Origin of the sequence: Shewanella halifaxensis HAW-EB4 (assembly GCF_000019185.1) — a bacterium.
Lineage (GTDB): Bacteria > Pseudomonadota > Gammaproteobacteria > Enterobacterales > Shewanellaceae > Shewanella > Shewanella halifaxensis.
In genome coordinates this window covers 3751152-3772863 of sequence record NC_010334.1, presented here as the reverse complement: position 1 = coordinate 3772863, position 21712 = coordinate 3751152, and the positions used below count along the sequence as shown (strand labels likewise).

At 46.1% G+C, this 21712-nt stretch carries 17 protein-coding genes; 8 read left to right on the top strand and 9 right to left on the bottom strand.

The features are described 5' to 3' along the window. Window positions 1-239: 239 nt before the first annotated feature. The 4 genes from SHAL_RS15970 (at window position 240) to SHAL_RS15955 (ending at window position 4708) form a co-directional block, all read left to right on the top strand. Window positions 240-575, top strand: a complete 336-nt coding sequence (locus tag SHAL_RS15970; protein WP_012278165.1) for a hypothetical protein — start codon at window positions 240-242, stop codon at window positions 573-575. Between the two features lie 142 nt (window positions 576-717). Further along, window positions 718-1827 (top strand): CobW family GTP-binding protein, encoded by a 1110-nt coding sequence (locus SHAL_RS15965; RefSeq protein ID WP_012278164.1) that lies wholly within the window; start codon window positions 718-720, stop codon window positions 1825-1827. Window positions 1828-1959: 132 nt separating this feature from the next. After that, window positions 1960-3318, top strand: coding sequence for an MATE family efflux transporter (locus SHAL_RS15960; RefSeq protein WP_049763930.1), 1359 nt, complete (start codon window positions 1960-1962; stop codon window positions 3316-3318). A gap of 244 nt (window positions 3319-3562) precedes the next feature. Further along, window positions 3563-4708 (top strand): energy transducer TonB, encoded by a 1146-nt coding sequence (locus tag SHAL_RS15955; protein ID WP_012278162.1) that lies wholly within the window; start codon window positions 3563-3565, stop codon window positions 4706-4708. A gap of 87 nt (window positions 4709-4795) precedes the next feature. On the opposite strand, the gene SHAL_RS15950 is transcribed toward SHAL_RS15955, so the two are convergent. The 6 genes from SHAL_RS15950 to nadK all read right to left on the bottom strand — a co-directional run bounded on the left by SHAL_RS15950 (window position 4796) and on the right by nadK (window position 14043). Next, complete coding sequence (locus tag SHAL_RS15950) at window positions 4796-5365, bottom strand: LutC/YkgG family protein (protein ID WP_012278161.1); 570 nt, start codon at window positions 5363-5365, stop codon at window positions 4796-4798. A gap of 3 nt (window positions 5366-5368) precedes the next feature. Next, on the bottom strand, window positions 5369-6742 hold the full coding sequence (locus SHAL_RS15945) for a lactate utilization protein B (protein WP_012278160.1): 1374 nt from the start codon (window positions 6740-6742) through the stop codon (window positions 5369-5371). Between the two features lie 8 nt (window positions 6743-6750). Beyond that, on the bottom strand, window positions 6751-7494 hold the full coding sequence (locus tag SHAL_RS15940; RefSeq protein WP_012278159.1) for a (Fe-S)-binding protein: 744 nt from the start codon (window positions 7492-7494) through the stop codon (window positions 6751-6753). Between the two features lie 380 nt (window positions 7495-7874). Continuing rightward, complete coding sequence (locus SHAL_RS15935; protein ID WP_012278158.1) at window positions 7875-10694, bottom strand: FAD-binding and (Fe-S)-binding domain-containing protein; 2820 nt, start codon at window positions 10692-10694, stop codon at window positions 7875-7877. Between the two features lie 103 nt (window positions 10695-10797). Continuing rightward, window positions 10798-12441 (bottom strand): L-lactate permease, encoded by a 1644-nt coding sequence (locus SHAL_RS15930; RefSeq protein WP_012278157.1) that lies wholly within the window; start codon window positions 12439-12441, stop codon window positions 10798-10800. Window positions 12442-13164: 723 nt separating this feature from the next. Further along, window positions 13165-14043, bottom strand: coding sequence for an NAD(+) kinase (gene nadK, locus SHAL_RS15925; protein WP_041416055.1), 879 nt, complete (start codon window positions 14041-14043; stop codon window positions 13165-13167). A gap of 99 nt (window positions 14044-14142) precedes the next feature. On the opposite strand from nadK, the gene grpE reads away from it, so the two are divergent. Further along, a complete protein-coding gene (gene grpE, locus SHAL_RS15920; protein WP_012278155.1) occupies window positions 14143-14745 on the top strand; it encodes a nucleotide exchange factor GrpE in 603 nt (200 codons plus the stop codon). A gap of 118 nt (window positions 14746-14863) precedes the next feature. Here grpE and dxs read toward each other — a convergent pair whose 3' ends face one another. The 3 genes from dxs to xseB are packed head-to-tail and all read right to left on the bottom strand — an operon-like array spanning window position 14864 to window position 17873. Beyond that, window positions 14864-16729, bottom strand: coding sequence for a 1-deoxy-D-xylulose-5-phosphate synthase (gene dxs / locus SHAL_RS15915; protein ID WP_012278154.1), 1866 nt, complete (start codon window positions 16727-16729; stop codon window positions 14864-14866). A gap of 22 nt (window positions 16730-16751) precedes the next feature. Continuing rightward, entirely contained in the window at window positions 16752-17633 is an 882-nt protein-coding gene (ispA, locus tag SHAL_RS15910) for a (2E,6E)-farnesyl diphosphate synthase (RefSeq protein ID WP_012278153.1), read from the bottom strand. After that, window positions 17634-17873, bottom strand: a complete 240-nt coding sequence (gene xseB, locus SHAL_RS15905; RefSeq protein ID WP_190273609.1) for an exodeoxyribonuclease VII small subunit — start codon at window positions 17871-17873, stop codon at window positions 17634-17636. A gap of 443 nt (window positions 17874-18316) precedes the next feature. On the opposite strand from xseB, the gene pomA reads away from it, so the two are divergent. From pomA to thiI, 3 genes are all read left to right on the top strand, one after another. Further along, on the top strand, window positions 18317-19084 hold the full coding sequence (gene pomA, locus SHAL_RS15900; protein WP_012278151.1) for a flagellar motor protein PomA: 768 nt from the start codon (window positions 18317-18319) through the stop codon (window positions 19082-19084). 4 nt (window positions 19085-19088) lie between these two features. Next, window positions 19089-20057, top strand: a complete 969-nt coding sequence (locus tag SHAL_RS15895) for a flagellar motor protein MotB (RefSeq protein WP_012278150.1) — start codon at window positions 19089-19091, stop codon at window positions 20055-20057. A 189-nt stretch (window positions 20058-20246) separates the two neighbouring features. Beyond that, window positions 20247-21701: a tRNA uracil 4-sulfurtransferase ThiI gene (gene thiI / locus SHAL_RS15890; RefSeq protein WP_012278149.1), complete on the top strand. Its 1455-nt coding sequence runs from the start codon at window positions 20247-20249 to the stop codon at window positions 21699-21701. Window positions 21702-21712: the final 11 nt, after the last annotated feature.

Sequence of the window (21712 nt, the reverse complement as noted above, 5' to 3'; positions counted from 1 at the left end):
AATTATTGAAGATTTTTCGTAAGTAATGCTTAATGAATCAACGCTCATTCATACGCTATTTCGCGAAGTTTATGAGAGTTTTAGGCTTGAGTGCTGGGCGAATGAGCCTTATACCGACATTGAGCCCGTTGCTTGCTTTAATTCATCAATGCAGTTCTCTGTTTCGTTTAAAATTAGCCATTTAGGCTCCTAAGCAGAGATGTAAGCGGGTTATTTAAAAGCGATAGAAGGAAATAAAGATGAGCAAGTTAGTTAACTTGATTGTGGTTGCTATTATGGTAAATCTGCTCCTGGGCTGCGGCGTTAAATATGATCAAGCGACGGCGAACCAAGCCGAAGTTGAGCAAGTTTCGGTACTAGAGTCAAATCCCAATGGCTGCAATCTAGCTTGGTTTAACAAGGTCGAAAAGCAGGTTTCCACAGGAGACGGTCAAGGACACGGACCCGATCTAGGCTCGATGGAGTGGCGCAGTGTCGTTGAGTTTAAGTTAGGAATTAGAGGTAAGGAGTCGAATCCCAATTTAGACTCAGATCTGTGGTGCGATTATATCGATAAACATTATATAAGGCGTTAAGTTTAGGGCTCATTAATATTAGCTTGCAGACCAGACGCAATTATAACTCATAGATAAACCTAACTTACATAAGGCTATGACGTGACATTTGAGCCTTTTAGCGATTAGAATCTTCGGCTACTAGATAGACAGAGCTGACGTCATGATCCAGAAAATTATCCCGACCAATGTGATTACCGGCTTTTTAGGAGTTGGCAAGACTTCATTAATTAAGACCCTACTGCAGCATAAGCCTGAAGGGGAGGTGTGGGCCGTTCTAGTGAATGAGTTTGGCGAAATTGGTATTGATGCCAGTCTGCTTGATACAGGCACTGAACAGGTGCAGATCAAAGAGGTGGCAGGGGGCTGTATGTGCTGCGCCGCGGGTCTACCTATGCAGGTGGCGATTAACCAGCTGATAGCCAAAGCGAAACCCGATAGATTGCTGATTGAACCAACGGGTTTAGGCCACCCAAAAGAGGTACTTAAGGTGCTGACTCAGCCACATTACCAGCAAGTTTTGGCGATGAAAGCCTGCGTGACCTTGGTGGATGCGAGAAAGCTTGATGATAGCCGCTATACCGAACATGAGATCTTTAATCAGCAGCTGCAAGTTGCTGACGTGGTGCTAGCGAGCAAGGCCGATAGCTATCAAGCTGCATTAATCCCGCGACTATCCGATTACCTGAATTCAATCAATGGCGCCATGAGCGCATCTAGCAATGAAAGCGTGCCAATTAAGCCCTGGAGTCTAATGCAAGCTACTGAGCTTAGCGGTGCGATTATGGCGCTGCTAGATGGGCCCCATAGAGGTATTACCACAGTAAGTACTGCGTCCCTCGGCATCAAATCAACAATGCTGGGAGCTGGCGAGACGAATACCCAGACGCCACGTCTAATCGATCTTAACTATAGCCCACTATTTTCAGAGCAAGCTCCTGTTCAAAATATTGATTTTGATGGCCGAGGGATCTTGCGTAAAACCAATCAGGGCGATGGGTTTTATAGTTGTGGCTGGGTGTTTGATCCAAGCTATGAGTTCGACTTTGACCCGTTGCTGGCATTAATTAAAAACTTACAGGTTGCACGAATTAAAGCGGTGATGATCACTGAAGAGGGAATTGCGGGCTTTAATTGCGTGGACAGTGAGTTATCAATCGTTGAACTTGATGATGCAATGGACTCTCGGATTGAGCTGCTGTCCATGTCAAAAATCGATATAGAGCGTGTGGAAGAGGCGTTATTAACGTTAGCTCACCGCCTTCGATTCTAGTCTGTTTTAATGTTACCTGTTTTACGCTCTTGCATGTTAACTCTTAGATATTTCGAGTATCTTATGAGTGATTAAAGAGCTGTAAATCGGCGAAAAAATAACAATAATAAGAGAATGGCCATGACCCACCCAATGCCGCCAGCTGACGTAAACCGAGTCGCAGTCGACTCGCCTATGATCACCGAGCCAATAGGCAAGCTATTTTGGCGTTATAGCATACCGACAATTCTATCTATGCTGGTGACGGGGATTTACGTCACCATCGACGGTATGTTTATCGGCCATTACTTGGGCGAAGTTGGCCTAGCGGGCATGATCTTGGCCTATCCCATCGCTGCCGTGCTCTATGCTATTGGCGCAACACTAGGAATGGGGGGCGCCGCCTTGGTGTCCATTCATCAAGGGCAAGGTGAGCCCCATATTGCCCGGCGTATACTGGGTAACACTTTTAGTTTGTGCTTGATCTCAGGGCTTATCACTACGGTACTCGGTTGTTATTTCTCAAGGGATATCTTGGTGTTGCTTGGCGCCGAGGGCGAGATCCTAAGCAGTGCTGATGACTATCTATTTTGGTATTTTGCCTTAGGCACATTTCCCATCGTGTCGATGGCATTTACCACACTACTGCGAAATGACGGTCGCCCCGGGTTCGTTACCTTTGTTTTAATTTTAGGAGGCGTGCTCAATACCGTCCTCGATTGGTTGTTAATCGTAGTGTTCCCTTATGGATTGATGGGAGCGGCGATTGCGACCATGATTTCCCAAGCCGTGACGGGCGCGCTGTGCCTACAGCATTTCTTTTCGAGTCGAACCGAAATCGGTATTAACCTTGAGCAGATGAAGCTCAAGTGGGATCACTGCGTCAATATTATCCGTGTTGGCACACCAAGCTTCTTAATGAATATGTACCTGACCGTGGTGCTGACCCTGCACAATGTGGCATTTCTCACGGTGGGTACGCCGCTGCATGTTGCTGCATATGGAGTGGTGAGTTATACCGAGGCCTTCTTTTACCTGTTGTTTGAAGGTATCGCCTTTGGTGTACAGCCGATCTTAAGTTTTAACGCTGGGGCAAAACGCTTTGATAGAGTGAAACAGGCGTTGAAGATGGCTTTTTCTGTGACCTTGGTTTGTGCGGCGCTTGGATTAGTCTTTATCTATTCGGTGCCACAGCTGTTTGTGTATATCTTTGCTGGCGATAACGCCTTACTCACGCCGATTGCCACTGAGGGAATGCGCTGGTATTTCTGGGGTTTACCGATGGAGGGCTTGTTATTAGTTGGCGCCTCTTTCTTCCAAGCGATCAATTATTCAAAAGAGGCCTCGATTTTAACTGGGGCCAAACTGATCCTGTTTGCAGCTATTTTGTATCTGTTTGCTTGGGCTTTCGGTGTGCCGGGGGTATGGATTTCACTGGCAACCTGTAGCACTATTTTGGTTATCTGGATGGCGTGGATAATGAAGCGCACCCATGCAAAACTATCAGCATGAGAATTAGCCTAACGCTTGTCTGGCATTAGCTATAGAAGCTTGCCATTGGAGATGGCATAGAATACGCCTAAGCCATTAATTTTAGTCTATTCATCATTCGTTGTAGCCATCTGTCCGGCTTGCTTGGAGATGAGTTGCTATGTTAATTTAGTAGCCGCTGTACAAAAGTTGTACTGAAACAACTTTTGGCATCAATGAAGATTAAAATCGGAAAAATAAGCTTAACAGTGAATAAGGATTTTTCATGTTACAAGGACGACAACGCCTAAATCGCCGTAATTTGATCTGTGCAACTCTCTTGGCGAGCGCAATGGTTTTATCTCCTCAGGCCGTAGCCTCAGAGTTTGGCGACGCTTATTCAGCCTATAAAGCGGCTGTTACAACCAAGGATAAAGCGGATACCCAGATTTATGCACTTAAGGCTTACGAGCTTGGCAAAGTCAAACTCGGAGCCGATAGTTTAGATACGGCTATATTGGCACTGAATGCTGGCGATGCCTTGATTGCTAACCTGCCAGAGTACACCTTCGATGAAGAAAGCACTGCCAAGTCAAAAAAGCTAAAACAGCAGGCGTTCGAGCTGTATCAGGTGACACAAGGAACTTATCGCAAAACATATGGCGAAGAGGCGATTGAGTTGATTGACCCGCTTATGGGGTTAAGTGATGCCAGCAGTAAAAAAGATGCCCGCGAGTATTTAGATGACGCACTGGATATCGCCGAAGACTCAGACGATGCAATGTTAATCGCCGATACCCAGATGGCCTATTTTGAACGTTTGGTTAACTCTCCTTATTACACCCGCAAAGTGCGTAATTATGCTTTTGATGCACAAGAAGCTTACAGTGAATTATTGCCTGAAAATGCAATGAAACGTGTACTCACGAGCTTTAGGGTTGGTAACGTACGCTTTGCAGAGAAAGATTATGATGAAGCTGAAGCGCTATTTTTGGGCGTTATCACTCAATTTCAAAAGCTTGATTATACTCATCCCTATGAGTTGGCAGCTCATGCCAAGTTAGTACAGATTTATGAGCTTGATGGCGAAAGTGAAAAATCGACTCAACACTGTATAGCGATAGGTAATATGAAGCCATGGAAGGAAGATATTGAGCCGACGCCACTGTTTCGTAAAAATCCTGATTATCCAATATCTTATGCTAGGGCTGGCAAAAGTGGCTCTGCCCAGCTAAGTTTTACTATTGATGAAATGGGTTTTGTTAAAGACCCTGTTGTTCTTGATACTATTGGCGGAGAAAAATTTGCAACAGAATCGCTTTTAGCATTAAAACAGTGGCGTTATGCGCCTAAGTTTGTTGATGGAAAAGCTGTTGAAGCAAAAGAGGTGAAAGTTCAGTTAGACTACTATATCGAGAAAAAGAAAAGGTAATGCTAATCAGTGCGTATATCGCGTTCTGAAATAGCTTAATAAAGCCCTAATAGCAATTAGGGCTTTTTCGTACCAGTTTAATATTGATTAAACCAAGTATACGTTTAAGCTACACGCGCCGTGGGCACCGACAACCAAGGCTTGCTCGATATCGGCCGTCTTTGATGGACCTGCGATAAAGGTACCAAACTCACCGGAATCAAGAGTTAGCTTACTGGCGGCTTGATGCATGTTAGCCACTATCGTTTTAGCCTCTAGCACTAAGAATAAGTTTTCACAGATAAAGGGCGTGACGCGGTGGCCAAGGTTTTTGTTGTTAACCCAGATAGCGCCATTTTCAGCGACGCCTAAGTCTCCAGGGATCACCGCGTAATCGATATCTCTCAGCTGGTGAGCCGTATCAGTCACCTCGCGGTTGCCTTTAATGCCATCAAGCATAGAGATGATCTGCATGCCCTGTGCAATCTGCTCATCAACTTGTGCCTGTAATTTAGCTAGGCCACCTTCACGGTGCAACGTGCCAGCTACGGTATTAAGGCTGGCTTCAAACTGACCAACTAAGTCATCAATTCGCGGTGCAACCTTGATAACAGGCATGGCTTGAGGTGCAATCGCCGCGCTCTTTAGCGCGTTTAGAATGTCGTGTTTACTGGACATGTTTTACCCTCTGTTCTTCTTAAACCAAGCTTCGAAGCTTGAGTTTGGTGCCACTGGTAGCTCACGGTATTTACCCCAAGCGCCTGAGAATGGTTTTAATAGGCTACCTGGCAATATCTTAAGCGCCATACGAGCAACGCTCATTGAGCAGTTAAGCGCCGTTTCACTGGCCATAAATTTGCCCACGAGTGGCATATAACTGGCTTTACCATAAGGCAGTTTTCCTGCTTCAGCTTTAAGGCGGCGATGATGGTGAATAATCTTATCCAGTGGCACCTTAGTTGGGCATACATAAGAGCAGCTGCCACACAAGGTACAAGCCCAAGGCATGGAGTTGGTATCATCACACTGTGATCCTACGGCGATGCCGATTGGGCCTGGAATAGTGTAGTTGTAGCTGTAGCCACCTGAGCGGCGATAAACAGGGCAAGTATTAAGGCAGCCACCACAGCGAATACACTTAAGTGCTTCGGCTAAGATTTTGTCTTTCAGCATATCAGTACGGCCGTTATCGACAATAATCACATGCATCTCACCACCCTCTTGTGGGCCGCGATAGAAAGAGCTGTAAGTGGTGATAGGCTGGCCCGTGGCGTTTCTTGCTAGGGTGCGTAGCAATACCGCAGCGCTATCAATATTGGGCACAATCTTGTCTATGCCCATCGAATGCAGTTGCAACTTAGGTAAGTTAGCGCCCATATCGGCATTACCTTCGTTGGTACACACAACGACCGCACCTTTGTCGGCAATCGCCATGTTAACCCCTGTCATCGCCGCATCGGCAGATAGGAACTGCTCACGCAGGTGCGCACGGGCGGCACGGGTTAAGTACAGCGGATCTGAAGCGCCGGCATCTGTGCCGAGTTTGTCGTGGAACAGATCGCCCACTTCCTCTTTTTTCAGGTGAATCGCCGGCACCACAATGTGTGATGGTGGTTGGCCTGCAAGCTGAATAATACGCTCACCCAAATCGGTATCTATCACCTCAATGCCACGTTGTTCCAAATATGGATTCATGTGACATTCTTCGGTGAGCATGGATTTAGACTTCACTAACTTCTTAACGTTATGCTCAGCTAAGATTTCGTGCACGATACGGTTGTGCTCAGCGCCATCTTTAGCCCAGTGCACTTTGATATTGTTTTTATGACAGTTTTGCTCAAACTCTTCTAAATACTGGCCTAGGTGAGTCAGCGTGTGCAGCTTCATCTCTGATCCAATTTGGCGTAACTGTTCCCACTCCGGCAGACTACCTGCAGCGCGGTCGCGTTTTTCTCGTAGCATCCACAGAGCCTTGGAGTGCCAATCGACACGAGACTCATCTTTACAGAAGATCTCCGCTTTATGGGCATGAGTAGCTGATGTTGAAGTCGACATATCTTCTCCTAAAGCGCTGCGTTGATAATTTGAGCTATATGGCGAGTCTCAATAGGCAGTTTCTGCCTTCTGACCATACCATCGATATGTAGTAAGCAAGATGGGTCGAAGCCCACCGCATAAGCCGCGCCAGTTTCGGCATGAGCCTGTGCTTTATCTTTACCCATCTTCGCCGATACAGCACCTTCGTCGAGGGCGAATGTGCCACCGAAGCCACAGCATTCATCGCGGCGATCTGGATAGACAATTTCAATCTCTGGAATAGCAGCAAGCACGGCTTCAAACTTGTTCATCCGTGGACCCATCTGCTCACTTGGGGTCGCTAAGTCCAGCATACGAATGCCGTGACAGCTCATCTGTAGACTGATCTTGTGGGGGAACGGCTTACTAAAGGCTGGAATAGGAGAGATGTCGTGAAGAAACTCGGTTAACTCATACAATTTATCAATAACGGCCTGGGCTTCTGGGCTGCTATCGAACTCATGAAAGTTTTCTTTAGCGGCAACGAGGCAGGAAGCGGCGGGGCAGACGATGGCATCACACTCAACACCTTTAAAGGCATTAAGTAGTTTCATGGTGGTCTTCTTGGCTTCGTTATAACAACCTGAGTTTGTCATCGGCTGGCCGCAACAGGTTTGACCCTTTGGCAGTATGACTTGGTGTCCGAGTTTTTCTAATAATTCTAAGGTGGCGATTCCCACTTCTGGGACCATCTGATTCACTAGGCACGGAATGAAAAGTGCAATCTTCATTGTGTTTTCTCTTCTATTTTGCAGACATTGTTAGCGACTTTCTAACTGTAAAAAGTAGCCGCAAAAAGTCTGCTCAAAAAGCCGACTTTTTAGTAAGCGGACATTCGCCTATATTTATTTACACATTAAATATAGGCCGATACCCGTGTAAAAAGTAGTGCTAATTTAGTAAATAAAAACGGGCATTTTTGCAAAAATGAAAATAACGTAAATCATTGTATTGCAAGTGAATAATGTTCGTTCTTATCTGCAGTGTAAAGTGGGGTAACTAAAAATGGTTACTAAGATGAGGTGATGACGGTTTTGATTAAAAACGAAAAGAAACTAGGGGCTGGGTAGCCCCTAGTTTAGGAGGTCTATATTGCCAAGTGAGATAGTACTTAGCGAGTACACTCCTCCAGCAGATAGGCTAGGTGGCGATAGGATATGCCGCTATGTTGGGTTAAACCGACTTCACACATACGGTTAGCGTAGTAACCTTCACTCACATCAACAGGAATAAGCTTCTTGATGTTACGTAGTGCACTGGCGTTGATCTCTGGCTTGTATAAGCCTTTTTCACCAGCGTAACCACAACAATTAATTCCCGCAGGGCGAACAACTCGATTGCTACAAGCATCGACAATCGCCTCCATCTTAGGCTCGACCTTCATCTTGCGTGCACTACAGCCTAAGTGCAGAGCAACTGCAGGTTTCTTGCGAGTGATGGTGAGTTTATCGAGCAGTTTGTCATGGATGAAATCAACCATATCAACAATCTCGACCTTATCGCTCAGAGATTTATCACCTGCAAGGGTGCGGTATGTGCATGAAAGCGCATCGATGATAACGGGTAGCTTGCCGCCTTGTGTCATCGCTGCAACGACTTCAATTAGCTCTTTGCGTTTCGCATCGGCATTTTTAAAGTCGCCTTTAGATTCCCACATCTGACCGCAACACAGATCGCGTGTCTTCTCTGGGGTGATCACGTTATAGCCTGAGCGTTCGAGTAGCGTTACCACCACCTCTGGTAAGGTTCGGTTATCTGGATCTTTTGGTGTTGGGCCAAAGGTGCGACCACCACAGGCTGGGAAGTAGACCACGGTTTCTTGACCTGGAATTGGTGCCGCTAGTTTTGGCAGTTTTCCGCCCTTTGGAAAGTCGGGGTTCCAATAAGGCACTTCTTTGCTGATAACGCGTCCGGCTTTCATTATCGCACCGGTGACGGCACTGCCAGTGATCTTATGAATGGTACCTAGCACATCGAAACCTGTGCTGATCACTTGGTTTACCGCGCCAAAGTGCTTAGCTTGAAAGTCGAGAACCTTCTGCTCAGTGCTGGTGATATAAGGCGTTCTTAGTTTTCGCACTAATTCGCCCATGCTGTTATCCACCGGGCAGGCGATAGTACAAAGCTGACAGGCAGCGCAGGTATCGACTACATCGTATTTAGCTGCGGCACGCATCTGTTCTGCGGCCCGTTTGCCACCGGACTGCTCGAGACGCTCAATTTCACGCAAGGTTGCGATCCGTTGGCGTGGCGACATATTCAGCGCTGAAGTCGGGCAGGTCTTTTCACAGAAACCACATTCGATACACTTGTCGATTAAGTCATCGACCACAGGACAGGGCTTAATATTCTTAACGTGAATTTGGTTGTCATCGTTAAGAATAACCCCTGGGTTTAACAGACCTTCAGGGTCAAAGATCTGCTTAATGCGCTTCATCAAGCTGTAAGCATCGCTTCCCCATTCCATCTCAACAAATGGCGCCACTGCGCGGCCAGTGCCATGCTCGGCTTTCATCGAACCGTCGTACTTATTGATCACCATCTCGGCAACATCTTGCATAAATGCGTGGAAACGTTCGATGTCTATCTGAGAGTTAAAGGTTGGTGTAATGATGAAGTGGAAGTTCCCCGCAAGTGCGTGACCATAAATAACGCCCTCAGGGTAGTTATGCTTATGGAATAGCTCGGTGAGATCGTTAGCGGCAGCCGCCAAATGCTCAAGCTCGAAGGCCACATCTTCGATAATGACCGAGGTGCCTTTAGGGCGTTCACCACCAATAATTGGGAACAAAGCTGAACGCATTGCCCAGTACTGGCCAAATACCGCGGGGTCGTCACTGAAGATAATAGGGCGCTCGGTTTCAATATGAGCAAGCTTGGCGGTAACATCTTTAGTGTATCTTTCGAGGGTATCTTTATCGTTGGCCCGCGACTCGATTAATAAGATCGAGGCACCTTCAGGTAGTTGTGCTAACCACTCGGGCATACCCGCTTTACCGGTCACAGCTTTGATTGATGCCCAGTCCAGCAGCTCTGCTGCGGCGACGCTGTCACCCACCAATGGCGGAATCGCGCGTGCGGCATCTTCCATATTGAAAAATACCGCCATGGCTGAGGCTTTAAAGCGCGCTTCATCGACCGTGTGGTAAGTGACCTCTTCAACAAAGGCTAGGGTGCCTTCGGCGCCCACAATTAAGTGATTGATCAGCTCGAAGGGGTCGGCGAAATCAACTAAAGCATTGAGGCTATAACCTGTGGTGTTTTTAATGGAATACTTTTTACGGATTCTAGCTGCGAGCGTGGTGTTGTTCACGGTCAGCTCTGCTAGTTCAGTAAGCTGTTTTAAAAGTTGTGGGTGAGACTGAGTAAAAGCGGCCTTTGACTCTTCACACCCAGTATCGAGCTCTGTGCCATCGGCAAAAAGCAGTTTGGCTGAAGCAATTGTTTGATAGCTATTTTGCGCCGTGCCGCAACACATGCCTGAGGCGTTGTTTGACACGATACCACCAATTTTTGCTGCAGCAAGTGTGGCGGGGTCGGGACCAATCTTCTTGTTTAAAGGCTTTAAAGCTGCGTTTGCATCGGCGCCAATAACGGCTGTGCCTAAGGTGATCTTTGATGCGTCCTCACTCACGATTAGGGTTCTAAAACCGTCGTGGCCCAAAATAAGCAAAATACCTTCACCAATGGCTTGGCCTGAAAGACTGGTGCCGGCTGCTCTAAAAGTGACAGGCGCGCCATAGGTACGGGCAATCGCCAATGTGCGCTTAGCTTGCTCTAGCGTATCGGCATGCACCACAATCTCTGGCACGATACGAAAATAACTGGCATCGGTTGACCAAGCAAAGCGACGAACCGGATCGTTGGTGGCCGCATGTTCGCCAACTTGTCTACGTAAATCTCTTAATATGGCTTCATAATTAATCGACATCAAGTTTATCTCTCACACTTTGTTTAAGTGGATAAAGCCGCCATAACAGCGGCTCTCACGATATTATTATTTTGTTTAGCTATTTTTACAGCGAAAGGAGCAGCTAGAATCCGCCCCAAACTGCGGCGATAGTCCCTGCGACTAGCGCATAGCCGAGTGCAACTGGCATCGTCTTGCGGATGATCTCGGATTCACGTCCAGCCATGCCCACAACGGTTGCAGCTGCAACGACGTTCATCACACACATCATATTACCGGCATTGGCACCAATGCCTTGCATAGCCAAAATGAGCGCATGGTTTGCACCAATATTGTCGGCAACACTATATTGAAGGCCTGAGAACATCATGTTTGAGAAGGTCGCAGAGCCAGATAGGAAGGCGCCAAAAATACCCACAATCGGTGATACCCAAGCCCAAACTGCGCCCATGCTGTTTGCCAAGGTATCGGCCAGTGCTACTGGCATAGAGGCTAAGCCCGATGCGTTTTCACCTGAGTTTAGGAAAATTTTCACCATAGGCACTGATGCGCCAAGGGAGATAATGGTGGGCACCATCGACTTACAAGAAACAGAGATAGTCTCTTTAATTGCCGGTGATTTCATTCTAAATAGGAAGAAACCTAGGATACACACTAAAACAAAGAAAGCGCCTGGTGCATACAAGGTGGCAAAGCCCGCTTTTAATTCAGTGCCTAATAAGCCTGTCCAGCTGATATTAAAGCTAGATAACCAGGCTTTCAGTGGCTCAACGGTACGTGATAGCACGAGTAGTGACGCCATGATGAGGTAAGGAGACCAAGCCGCAAGTTGTGAGAACTTCACTTCAGTCTCAAGTTCCTGGCGCTCTTGTCCATCATTTTCAGCAAAGTCATTCCATTGCTCTTTTGGTAATAGGTATCCTTTCTTAGCAACTGGGATCACTAATGCCATACCCACAAGTGCACCGATAACCGACGGGAACTCTGGTCCTGCAAAGTAGTTGATTAACCAAGCAGGAACCGTGAAGGCAAGACCCGCAAATAGGGCAAACTTCCAGATTGCTAGGCCCTCTTTAAATGACTTATTGCGGCCGAAGAAGCCTGTCAATATCGCCACCATGGTGAGAGGGATAAGGGTACCAGTGATTAAATCGATAGTGATCATGTGCATGGCAATAAATTGCGCAAAATCGGCGAAGCTGCCACCGTGCTGGGCTATCTGCTGTGCGGCCATATTTGCGCCGCCTTGGGTTAATCCTTGCTCCATACCAAATAGTACTGGCAGGCCGATGGCACCAAAAGACACCGAGGTTGAATCTGCAATCAGGGCGACTACCGCCGCGGCAATCGGTGGAATGCCGAGTAAGACCAAGAGCGGAGCTGCAATTGCAGCAGGGGTGCCAAAGCCAGCAGAGCCTTCGATAAATGAGCCAAATAGCCAACAGATGATAATGATCTGCACACGAGCATCGCCGCTAATATTGGTGAAGCCAGCTCGAATCGTGTCCATGGCTCCAGAATACTTGAGGGTATTAAGCAGAAACACCGCGCCGAAAATGATAGTCAATGGCGTTAAAGCTGAAAGTAGTCCCTCTACCACGGAGGCGGCGAGGAAGGTGGTGTCCATCTGCCAGACGAATACGGCGGCGAGTCCGGTGAAAACCATAGAGATGGGCATTGCTCTAGATGCAGGCATCCGTAGCAAGACTAGAAACAGCATTACGCTGATGATCGGCGTTAAGCTTGCGAGTAGTTGAATAAAGGTCATACTTGCCTCGATATGTTTGAGTGTCTAACTTCAATTGTTGCTTTCAAATGTTTAGATTTGAGTCGCTAACATTAATTGTTACTACTCAAACTGTATTCAAATTTGAGTGGTGAACATTAGTGACTACCCAAACCGTATCTTAAATTTATAGTTATTACGGGTAGCGGTGCGTAATAGACGTTATTTAGAAAATCGAGAACGTGATCCAGATCAATCAGCTCGTCAATTGTGGTTGATAATGCCATTAGTGAGACTGATCACAGTTTTGTTGTGGCTTGCTCTGTGATCCGTGTCACGTAAAATTATAGGTTGAATGCTAGGTAGGCATAGGGAAAGTATAAAAGAGATCGTTTTTAGCACTAAACGTATCAAATTGTATTAACTTGAAGATTATTCGTCTTAGATTTGATCGGCAAATTTCCGATGTGACAGCAAATAAGGTATATAGAACTTAAACTTGGTGTGACTTATGTCTCGTTTTGCTGCTATGTTTTGCAGTCTTATTTATCATTATTAATCTAAGTTAATGTTTTCAATCGAGTTGATTTTTTATGAATAATATTTTGTTTTGATGCTATTGAATCAAGGCAGAATAAGAACTGTAGCTAATTAACACCAATGTCATGAAAGTTACATAGGAAGGCTGGTGAGGTTTTGAACATATTATTGAGGCGAGCAGATGCCGATAAGTATGACTAAAAGTCTATCGGCATCTGTGGTGACTTAGAAAAGCTTACTTCCCCAACCCAGCTTGGTACGGAGAACGTGGAAATAGTTATGCCCTTTCGGGTGCACCAGTCTTAAGGTTTCTTGGCTACGCTTGATGATTATCTCATCTCCAGGTAGTACAGAAAGGTGAACGTGGCCATCACAACTGACTTCTAAGTTATCGCTGTTATGTGGCGAGACCACAAGCTTAATAATGCTTGCTGCATCGACTACAATTGGTCGGCATGAGAGGGTATGGGGAAACATAGGGACTAAGATCACGGCGGAAAGGTTAGGCGTTAAAATTGCGCCACCGGCAGACAATGAATAGGCCGTAGAGCCCGTTGGAGTGGAAATAATTATACCGTCAGCGCGTTGGCTATACATGAATTTGTCATCGATATAGACTTCAAACTCAATCATATAAGCAATTTTACCGGGGTGCAGTACGGCTTCGTTTACAGCGGTATTACTCGATTTTAACTCACCATGGCGATGCACTTCTGCTTCGAGTAGGAAGCGCTGCTCAATTTCAAACTCACCTTCGAGTACCTTTGATAACGCTTCTTCAAAAGAGTCGGGTGGCAGGTCAGTTAAAAAACCTAAGTTACCGCGGTTAACCCCAATGACGCCGACACTGAATCTTGCGAGTACTCGAGCTGCACCCAGCATATTACCGTCACCGCCGACAACAATGGCTAAATCACATTGCTCACCGATCTCTAATAGATCGACTGACTGAACTTGAGGTCCAAGCTCTCCGGCAACTCTTTCTTCGACCAACACCTTATAGCCCTGCATGCTAAGCCAATGATGCAACCTTTTTAAGGTCAGTGTGGTTCCTTTGTGATTCGGTTTACCAATTAGACCAATTGTGTGAAACGTATTGCTCATATTTATGTTAGATCCAGCTTTAGGCCTTGAAACCTTCAAATTGATCCCCATAATATGCCTAGAGCATGCAGAAACAAAGCATTTTTAGCTGGAGCAAAAATGAGCAACCAAACAAATAAAGCACAAGATAACCAAGTTGAAGAGATCGTCGAAGGCGAATTGCTTAACGAAAACGGTACAGAAGCAACAGGTGAAGCCTCTTTAATGGATGAGTTAACTCAAGCCAATTTCCGTGTTGAAGAGTTAGAAAAAGCTTTGCAAGAAGCTGAAACTAAAGTTGAATCTCAGAAAGACTCAGTGATCCGTGCAGCAGCCGAGGTAGACAACATCCGTCGTCGTTCAGCGATTGATGTCGAGAAGGCGCACAAATTTGCCTTAGAAAAATTTATCAACGAGTTGCTACCTGTTTTAGATAACATGGAGCGCGCTCTGCAAGGTACCGATGCCGAAGCGGAAGCGACAAAAGCCATTTACGAAGGCGTAGAGCTGACGGCAAAGAGCTTTGTGAGTACGGTTGAGAAGTTTGGTCTGACGCAAGTCGATCCTCTGGGCGATACATTTAACCCTGAGCTACACCAAGCTATCGGTATGCAGCCAAGTGCTGATTTCCCTGCCAACACTGTAATGATGGTGATGCAGAAGGGTTACACCCTAAATGACCGCCTACTTCGCCCTGCGATGGTAATGGTTTCTCAAGGCTAGTTTTCTAGCTAAAGCCAAATATGGCTGTTGCTAGCTTAGCGGTTAGCACAAGCCTAAAAAAGGACTGCCTAGGCAGTCCTTTTTATTTCGCTATTTTTCAGATTCAAGAGCTTAGCATTTAAGCGATAAAGTCTTCGATCTGCTTTTGGATCCCCGCAGCATCTAAGCCAAGCTCACTGGTGATCTCTTCCGGTGCACCGTGCTTAATGAACTCATCTGGCAAACCAATAAGTAATACTGGCTTTGGCATCTTCAGAGTCTGCAATAGCTCTAGTACACCCGAGCCCGCACCGCCCATAATCGCGTTCTCTTCAACAGTGACTAGCACATCGTGATTAGCAGCAAGCTCTTTAACCAGCTCAACATCAAGCGGCTTCACGAAGCGCATATCGGCAACGGTCGCATCAAGTGCTTCTGCGGCGACTAGGCAGCTGGCTAATGTGGTACCAAAGTTAAGGATTGCGATTTTTTGCCCTTGGCGTTTGAGCAAGCCTTTACCAATCGGCATCGCCGTCATGGTTTCAACTTGCTTAGCTCCGGTAGCACTACCGCGAGGATAGCGCACAGCCGTTGGGCCGTCGTTATAGCAATAACCTGTGTACAGCATCTGGCGACATTCGTTTTCATCTGATGGCGCCATAATCACCATATTTGGCACTATGCGCATAAAGCTTAAGTCGAATGCACCTTGGTGAGTTGGGCCATCGGCACCAACAATACCACCACGGTCGATAGCAAACAGCACCGGTAGTCTTTGCAGAGCAACGTCGTGGATCAATTGATCGTAACCACGCTGTAGAAAGGTTGAGTAAATCGCCACAACAGGCTTGTATCCTTCACAGGCAAAGCCGGCGCCGAAGGTGACTGCATGTTGTTCGGCAATCGCTGCGTCAAAGTATTGTTTAGGAAAGCGCTGAGAAAACTCAACCATACCTGAACCTTCGCGCATAGCAGGCGTAATACCCAAGACTTTTTCATCTTTTTCAGCAATATCACAAAGCCACTTACCAAACACTTCAGAGAAGGTCGGGTCGCATGGCTTGGCTGCAGGCTTTTCAAAGGTTGAAGGATCAAACTTAGGCACTGCATGCCAACCGATAGGATCTTTTTCGGCTGGTTCATAGCCACGACCTTTTTTGGTCATGATATGTAAAATCTGCGGACCACTTAGATTACGCATATTACGCATGGTTTCAACGAGCGCATCAACATCATGGCCATCAATCGGGCCTATGTAGTTAAAGCCTAGCTCTTCAAATAGAGTGCCTGGCACAACCATGCCTTTAAGGTGCTCTTCGGTGCGCTTTGCCATCTCCTTGATAACCGGCATACCTTGAAGCACTTTCTTGCTGCTTTCACGTATGGTGGTATAGAAACGGCCAGACATTAGCTGAGCTAAGTGATTGTTGAGTGCGCCTACGTTTTCCGAGATAGACATCTCGTTATCGTTTAGCACCACTAGCATATCGTTATGCAGGTCACCAGCGTGGTTCATGGCTTCAAATACCATGCCGCCCGTCATAGCACCGTCGCCGATAACGGCAACCACTTTACGCCCCGCTTGCTCTTTTTCCGCTGCAACAGCCATTGCAAGCGCGGCACTAATAGAAGTACCAGAGTGACCCACACTAAAGGTGTCGTATTCACTTTCTTCACGCCAAGGGAAAGGGTGCACACCGCCTTTTTGGCGAATGGTATGCATCTTTTCACGGCGACCCGTTAAGATTTTGTGTGGATAGGCTTGGTGGCCTACGTCCCAAACGAGTCTGTCAAATGGTGTGTTGTACACATAATGAAGTGCCACGGTGAGTTCCACCGTGCCTAGACCCGATGCAAAGTGACCGCTTGATTTACCAACAGACTTCAGTAGGAAACCTCGAAGTTCGTCTGCCAATTGTGGCAATACTGCTTGAGGGAGCTGTCTTAGCTCATCTGGGGTATTAGCCTGTGCAAGCACAGGAAATTGAGAAATATCAAAACTCATATCGAGATTCTTTGTCTCTTTATTAAACTCTTCGCTCAATGATATAACGGGCGAATTCTGCAATTAGCTGGCTATTGTATGGTAATTTGGCCAGCGCTGATAGTGCGTCCTCAATCAAACTTGAAGCAGTTTTTTGAGCGCCCTCTAATCCAAGTAACTTTGGATAGGTACTTTTGTTTGAATCTGTATCGGAACCTTGCGGTTTTCCGAGTTCTTCGGTGCTAGCGATGATATCGAGCACGTCATCTTGCACCTGAAAAGCGAGGCCAATGGCATCGGCAAAATCGAGTAACGCCTGACGTTCTTGTCCATCGACTTTTGCGGCGATAATAGCAAACTCAACGGCACATCGAATAAGAGCACCGGTTTTTAGTTTGTGAAGCTTTATTAAGGTGGCTAATTCAATCTGCTTGTTGGTTGCGCTTAAGTCCATCGCCTGACCACCACACATACCACTATACCCAGAGGCATTAGCTAAGGCTTTAACCATGGCTAAATTTTGTGATGGAGTAATGTTTTCGATGGGATCGCTGATGATTTCAAACGCAAGTGCTTGTAGTGCATCACCGGCTAATATGGCAGTGGCTTCATCAAAAGCAATATGTACCGTGGGTTGACCACGACGTAATGCGTCGTCATCCATAGCTGGCAGGTCGTCATGGATCAGTGAGTAGGCATGGATACACTCGATAGCCGCTGCGCAGGAATCCAGTGTTGTCAGCTTAACACCTAACATGTCGCCGATGGCATAAACCAAAAAGGGTCTAATACGCTTTCCACCAATCAAGGCACCATGTTTCATTGCGGCTTTGAGCTGTGGATCAATATCTTCGAGCGCATCGATACGTAATTCAAGCTGCTGGTTACTGCGCAGCTGGTATCGCTTAAGTGACTCTACTAACAATTACTCACCCTCGATATCATAAGGTTTGAGAGTGTCTACACCCTCTTCTTGCATTAACACGGCTACTTTTTGCTGAGCATTTTCTAACTTGCTCTGGCTATTTCGAACAAGCTTAATTCCGCGTTCGAATTGCTTTAAGGCATCATCGAGAGCGATATCGCCATGCTCTAAGTCGGTTACGATTTTTTCTAGCTCGGAAAGTGAATCTTCAAATGAGAGATTTTCTGGTTTTTTTGCCACGATGATCATTCCTAGAAATAAGCGGTACACAAAGTATATCAGCAGGGCACATGGGTCAAATTAAGCCGCTGACTATTTGCGCAAAAGCACGCTTTCGATATCAAACCTGCTTTCATTGTTAGTCAAATATGCGCAAGCCAACAGATAATAGATCAAGGATCATATCGGAAGGCATCGGACGTGTTCCTGCGAGTGAAGGGGTATTTTAACGGAAACTGCGCAAGATTTGCTGGAAATATCACTCAAGAGATCCTTTTTTTGGTCGTTATATAAGTTGAAATGCTGAAAATATGACTCCTAATGAAGTGTTTGGTGACTTGTCGCTTGCCGTGACAGCAAAGGCGTAATATTTTAGCTACTAAATTATTCTTGGCATTATATGTAGCAATTAGCATTCGAGACTGCAGGTAAGCAGTGTTTTGATTGGTATTTGAGGAGCGGTTTTGGATTTAGCAACCCTAATTGGACTTATTGGCGCATTTGCTTTCATTATCATGGCAATGGCCAGTAGTGGTGGCATCGGGATTTTTATTAACGTGCCCTCGATTCTTATCGTGATGATTGGATCCTTGTTCGTCGTTATGATGAAATATAACCTTAAACAGTTTTTAGGCTCCGCTAAGATTGCAGCCAAGGCTTTTATTTTCAAGTTAGACAAACCTGAAGATCTTATTGAACAATCTATCTCTATGGCCGATGCGGCGCGTAAAGGTGGTTTTTTAGCATTGGAAGAGGCCGAGATCAGTAATAGTTTTATGCAAAAAGCGGTCGACATGCTGGTAGATGGTCACGATGGGGATGTGGTGCGCGATGCACTAGAAAAAGATATCGCTCTTACCGAGGAGCGTCATAAAACCGGTATCGGTATTTTTAAGTCGATTGGCGATGTGGCACCTGCCATGGGCATGATTGGTACCCTAATCGGTCTCGTGGGCATGCTATCGAATATGGACGACCCCAAGTCAATTGGTCCGGCGATGGCGGTGGCTCTGTTAACCACACTATACGGTGCCGTGGTTGCCAATATGGTTGCACTACCGATTGCCGATAAGTTATCCCTTAGAATGAATGAAGAGATGCTAAATCGTAACCTGATTATGGATGCAGTATTGGCCATTCAAGATGGCCAGAATCCCCGTGTAATCGAAGGGTTTCTAAAGAACTACCTTTCTGAAAAATCGAGAACAATAGATACCTTGGGCGGGGCGTAAGCAGATGGCTAAAAAAGCCAAATGTGATTGCCCACCCCCAGGCGCACCGCTTTGGTTAGCAACCTTTGCCGACTTAATGTCGCTGTTAATGTGTTTCTTCGTATTGCTGCTGGCATTTTCCGAAATGGATGTGATGAAGTTCAAGCAGATTGCTGGCTCAATGAAATATGCGTTTGGTGTGCAAAATAAAGTCGAAGTGAAAGATATCCCAAAGGGCACCTCAGTTATCGCATTGGAGTTTCGCCCAGGCAAGCCAGAGCCGACACCGATTGAGATTATTAATCAGCAAACCAATGAAATGACAGAACCTATGCTTGAGTTTCAAGCGGGCGAAGATGATAGTGCCGGCGGGATTCAGCAGCAACGCGGAGAGCAGCGTGGCGGTCAAGCATCGGCTACGGCAGTAGAGCAAAGTGAGGCCGAAGCTAAGGCTGAATCTGCCGCGCAATCTGAAACTGAGTCCACTAAGACTCAAGCGTCTGCTCAAGATAAGATAAATGAACAAGTAAAAAAGATGGCGCAGGAGCTCAACAAAGAGATTGTTGATGGCGCGATCGAAATCGAATCCCTAGGCCAGCAAATTATTATTCGAATTAGAGAAAAGGGATCGTTTGCTTCTGGTTCGGGATTCTTACAGCCTAGGTTTAAACCTGTTGTGCGTCGTGTCGGTGAGCTACTTAAAGATGTGCCGGGGATTGTAACCGTATCTGGGCACACCGATGACTGGAAAATTTCCAATGAGCTCTATAGCTCGAACTGGGATCTTTCGAGCAAACGAGCCGTTGCCGTTGCTCATGAACTTATTCGAGTAAAGGGCTTTGATCAGCAGCGTATGAAAGTGGTGGGTATGGCATCATCGGCTCCGTTAGTTGAAAACAACTCCAGTGCTAACCGTGCTCGAAATCGACGTGTAGAAATTGCGATTGAACAAGGCAAAGCCAAGGAATCAGCAGAGATCCAAGTGGGCCAATAGCAACAGTGCTTAGTAATGAATAACACGCAATCGAGGTGACTCGCTTGCGTGTTATTGTTCTATCTGCCCCAGTTTGAGCTGAAAATTTACGGTTTTGTCGAGACAAACTGAGATTGGATATACGCAATTGCCACATGATCTTGTTATAATCGGTGAATTGCTGTTTAAATAACTCCTCGCGGAAGACCAATGAAATTTATCGTAAAACTGTTTCCTGAAATCATGATGAAAAGCAAGCCGGTAAGAATGCGCTTTACCAAGATGCTTGAGACCAACATTCGTAACGTACTTAAAAAAGTAGATGAGTCTGCGAAAGTACAGCGCCAGTGGGACAAAATCATGGTAATGGTACCAGATGATAGGCCTGATCTGGTTGAAGCATTTGGTGAACGTTTAGCCTGTATTCCAGGTATTGCACACGTATTGCAAGTTAATGTTAGCACCTTTACCTCTGTTGATGACATCTACCAACAAACCTTAGTTGCCTATAAAGAGCAATTAGTGGGTAAGACATTTTGTGTACGTGTAAAACGTGCAGGTAAGCATGACTTTAACTCGATTGAAGTTGAACGCTATGTCGGTGGTGGATTAAATCAGTTTACTGAGGCCGCAGGTGTTCGTTTAAAAAATCCTGATATGACTGTGCATCTAGAGATCGATAATGACAATCTTTACCTTATTGATAAGCGTATTGAAGGCCTTGGCGGCTTCCCTATGGCAACCCAAGAAGACGTATTGTCGCTGATCTCTGGTGGTTTCGATTCAGGCGTATCCAGTTATCAGTTTATCAAGCGTGGCTCACGTACTCATTACTGTTTCTTTAACTTAGGTGGCGACCAGCACGAAATAGGTGTAAAGCAGGTGGCTTATCATTTATGGCAGAAATACGGTGAGTCGCATAAAGTTAAATTTATCTCTGTACCGTTTGATCCTGTGGTTCAAGAAATTCTTGAGCGCATCGACAACGGCCAGATGGGCGTTATCTTAAAACGTATGATGATGCGCGCTGCAACACGTGTTGCACAGAAGATGGGCATTCAAGCATTGGTAACGGGTGAGGCGATGGGGCAGGTATCTAGCCAAACATTGACTAACTTGAATGTGATCGATCGCTGTACTGAGCAGTTAATCTTACGTCCACTCATCGCCATGGATAAGCAAGACATTATCAACCTTAGCCGTCAGATTGGAACCGAAGATTTTGCCAAGTCGATCCCTGAATATTGTGGCGTGATTTCGCAAAAGCCAACAGTAAAGGCGGTCTTATCTAAGGTTGAAGCGGAAGAAGCTAAATTCTCTGAAGACTTACTTGATCGCGTGATTGCTGACGCTGAAATTATCGATATTAGGGAGATTGCGACGCAGATGGATACCAAGATCACTGAAACAGAAACCGTTGACTCGATTAATGCCAATGAAATTATTATTGACGTCCGAGCACCTGAAGAGGAAGAGAAGTCTCCACTTAAAATTGATGGTGTCGAAGTGAAGGCAATCCCCTTCTATAAATTAGCGACCCAGTTTGCAGACTTAGATAAAGATAAGAGTTACCTACTTTATTGTGACCGTGGCGTCATGAGTAAGCTACAGGCGCTTTATCTACAAGAACAAGGTTACACCAATGTTAAGGTTTACCGCCCTTAACTTGAGTTTGT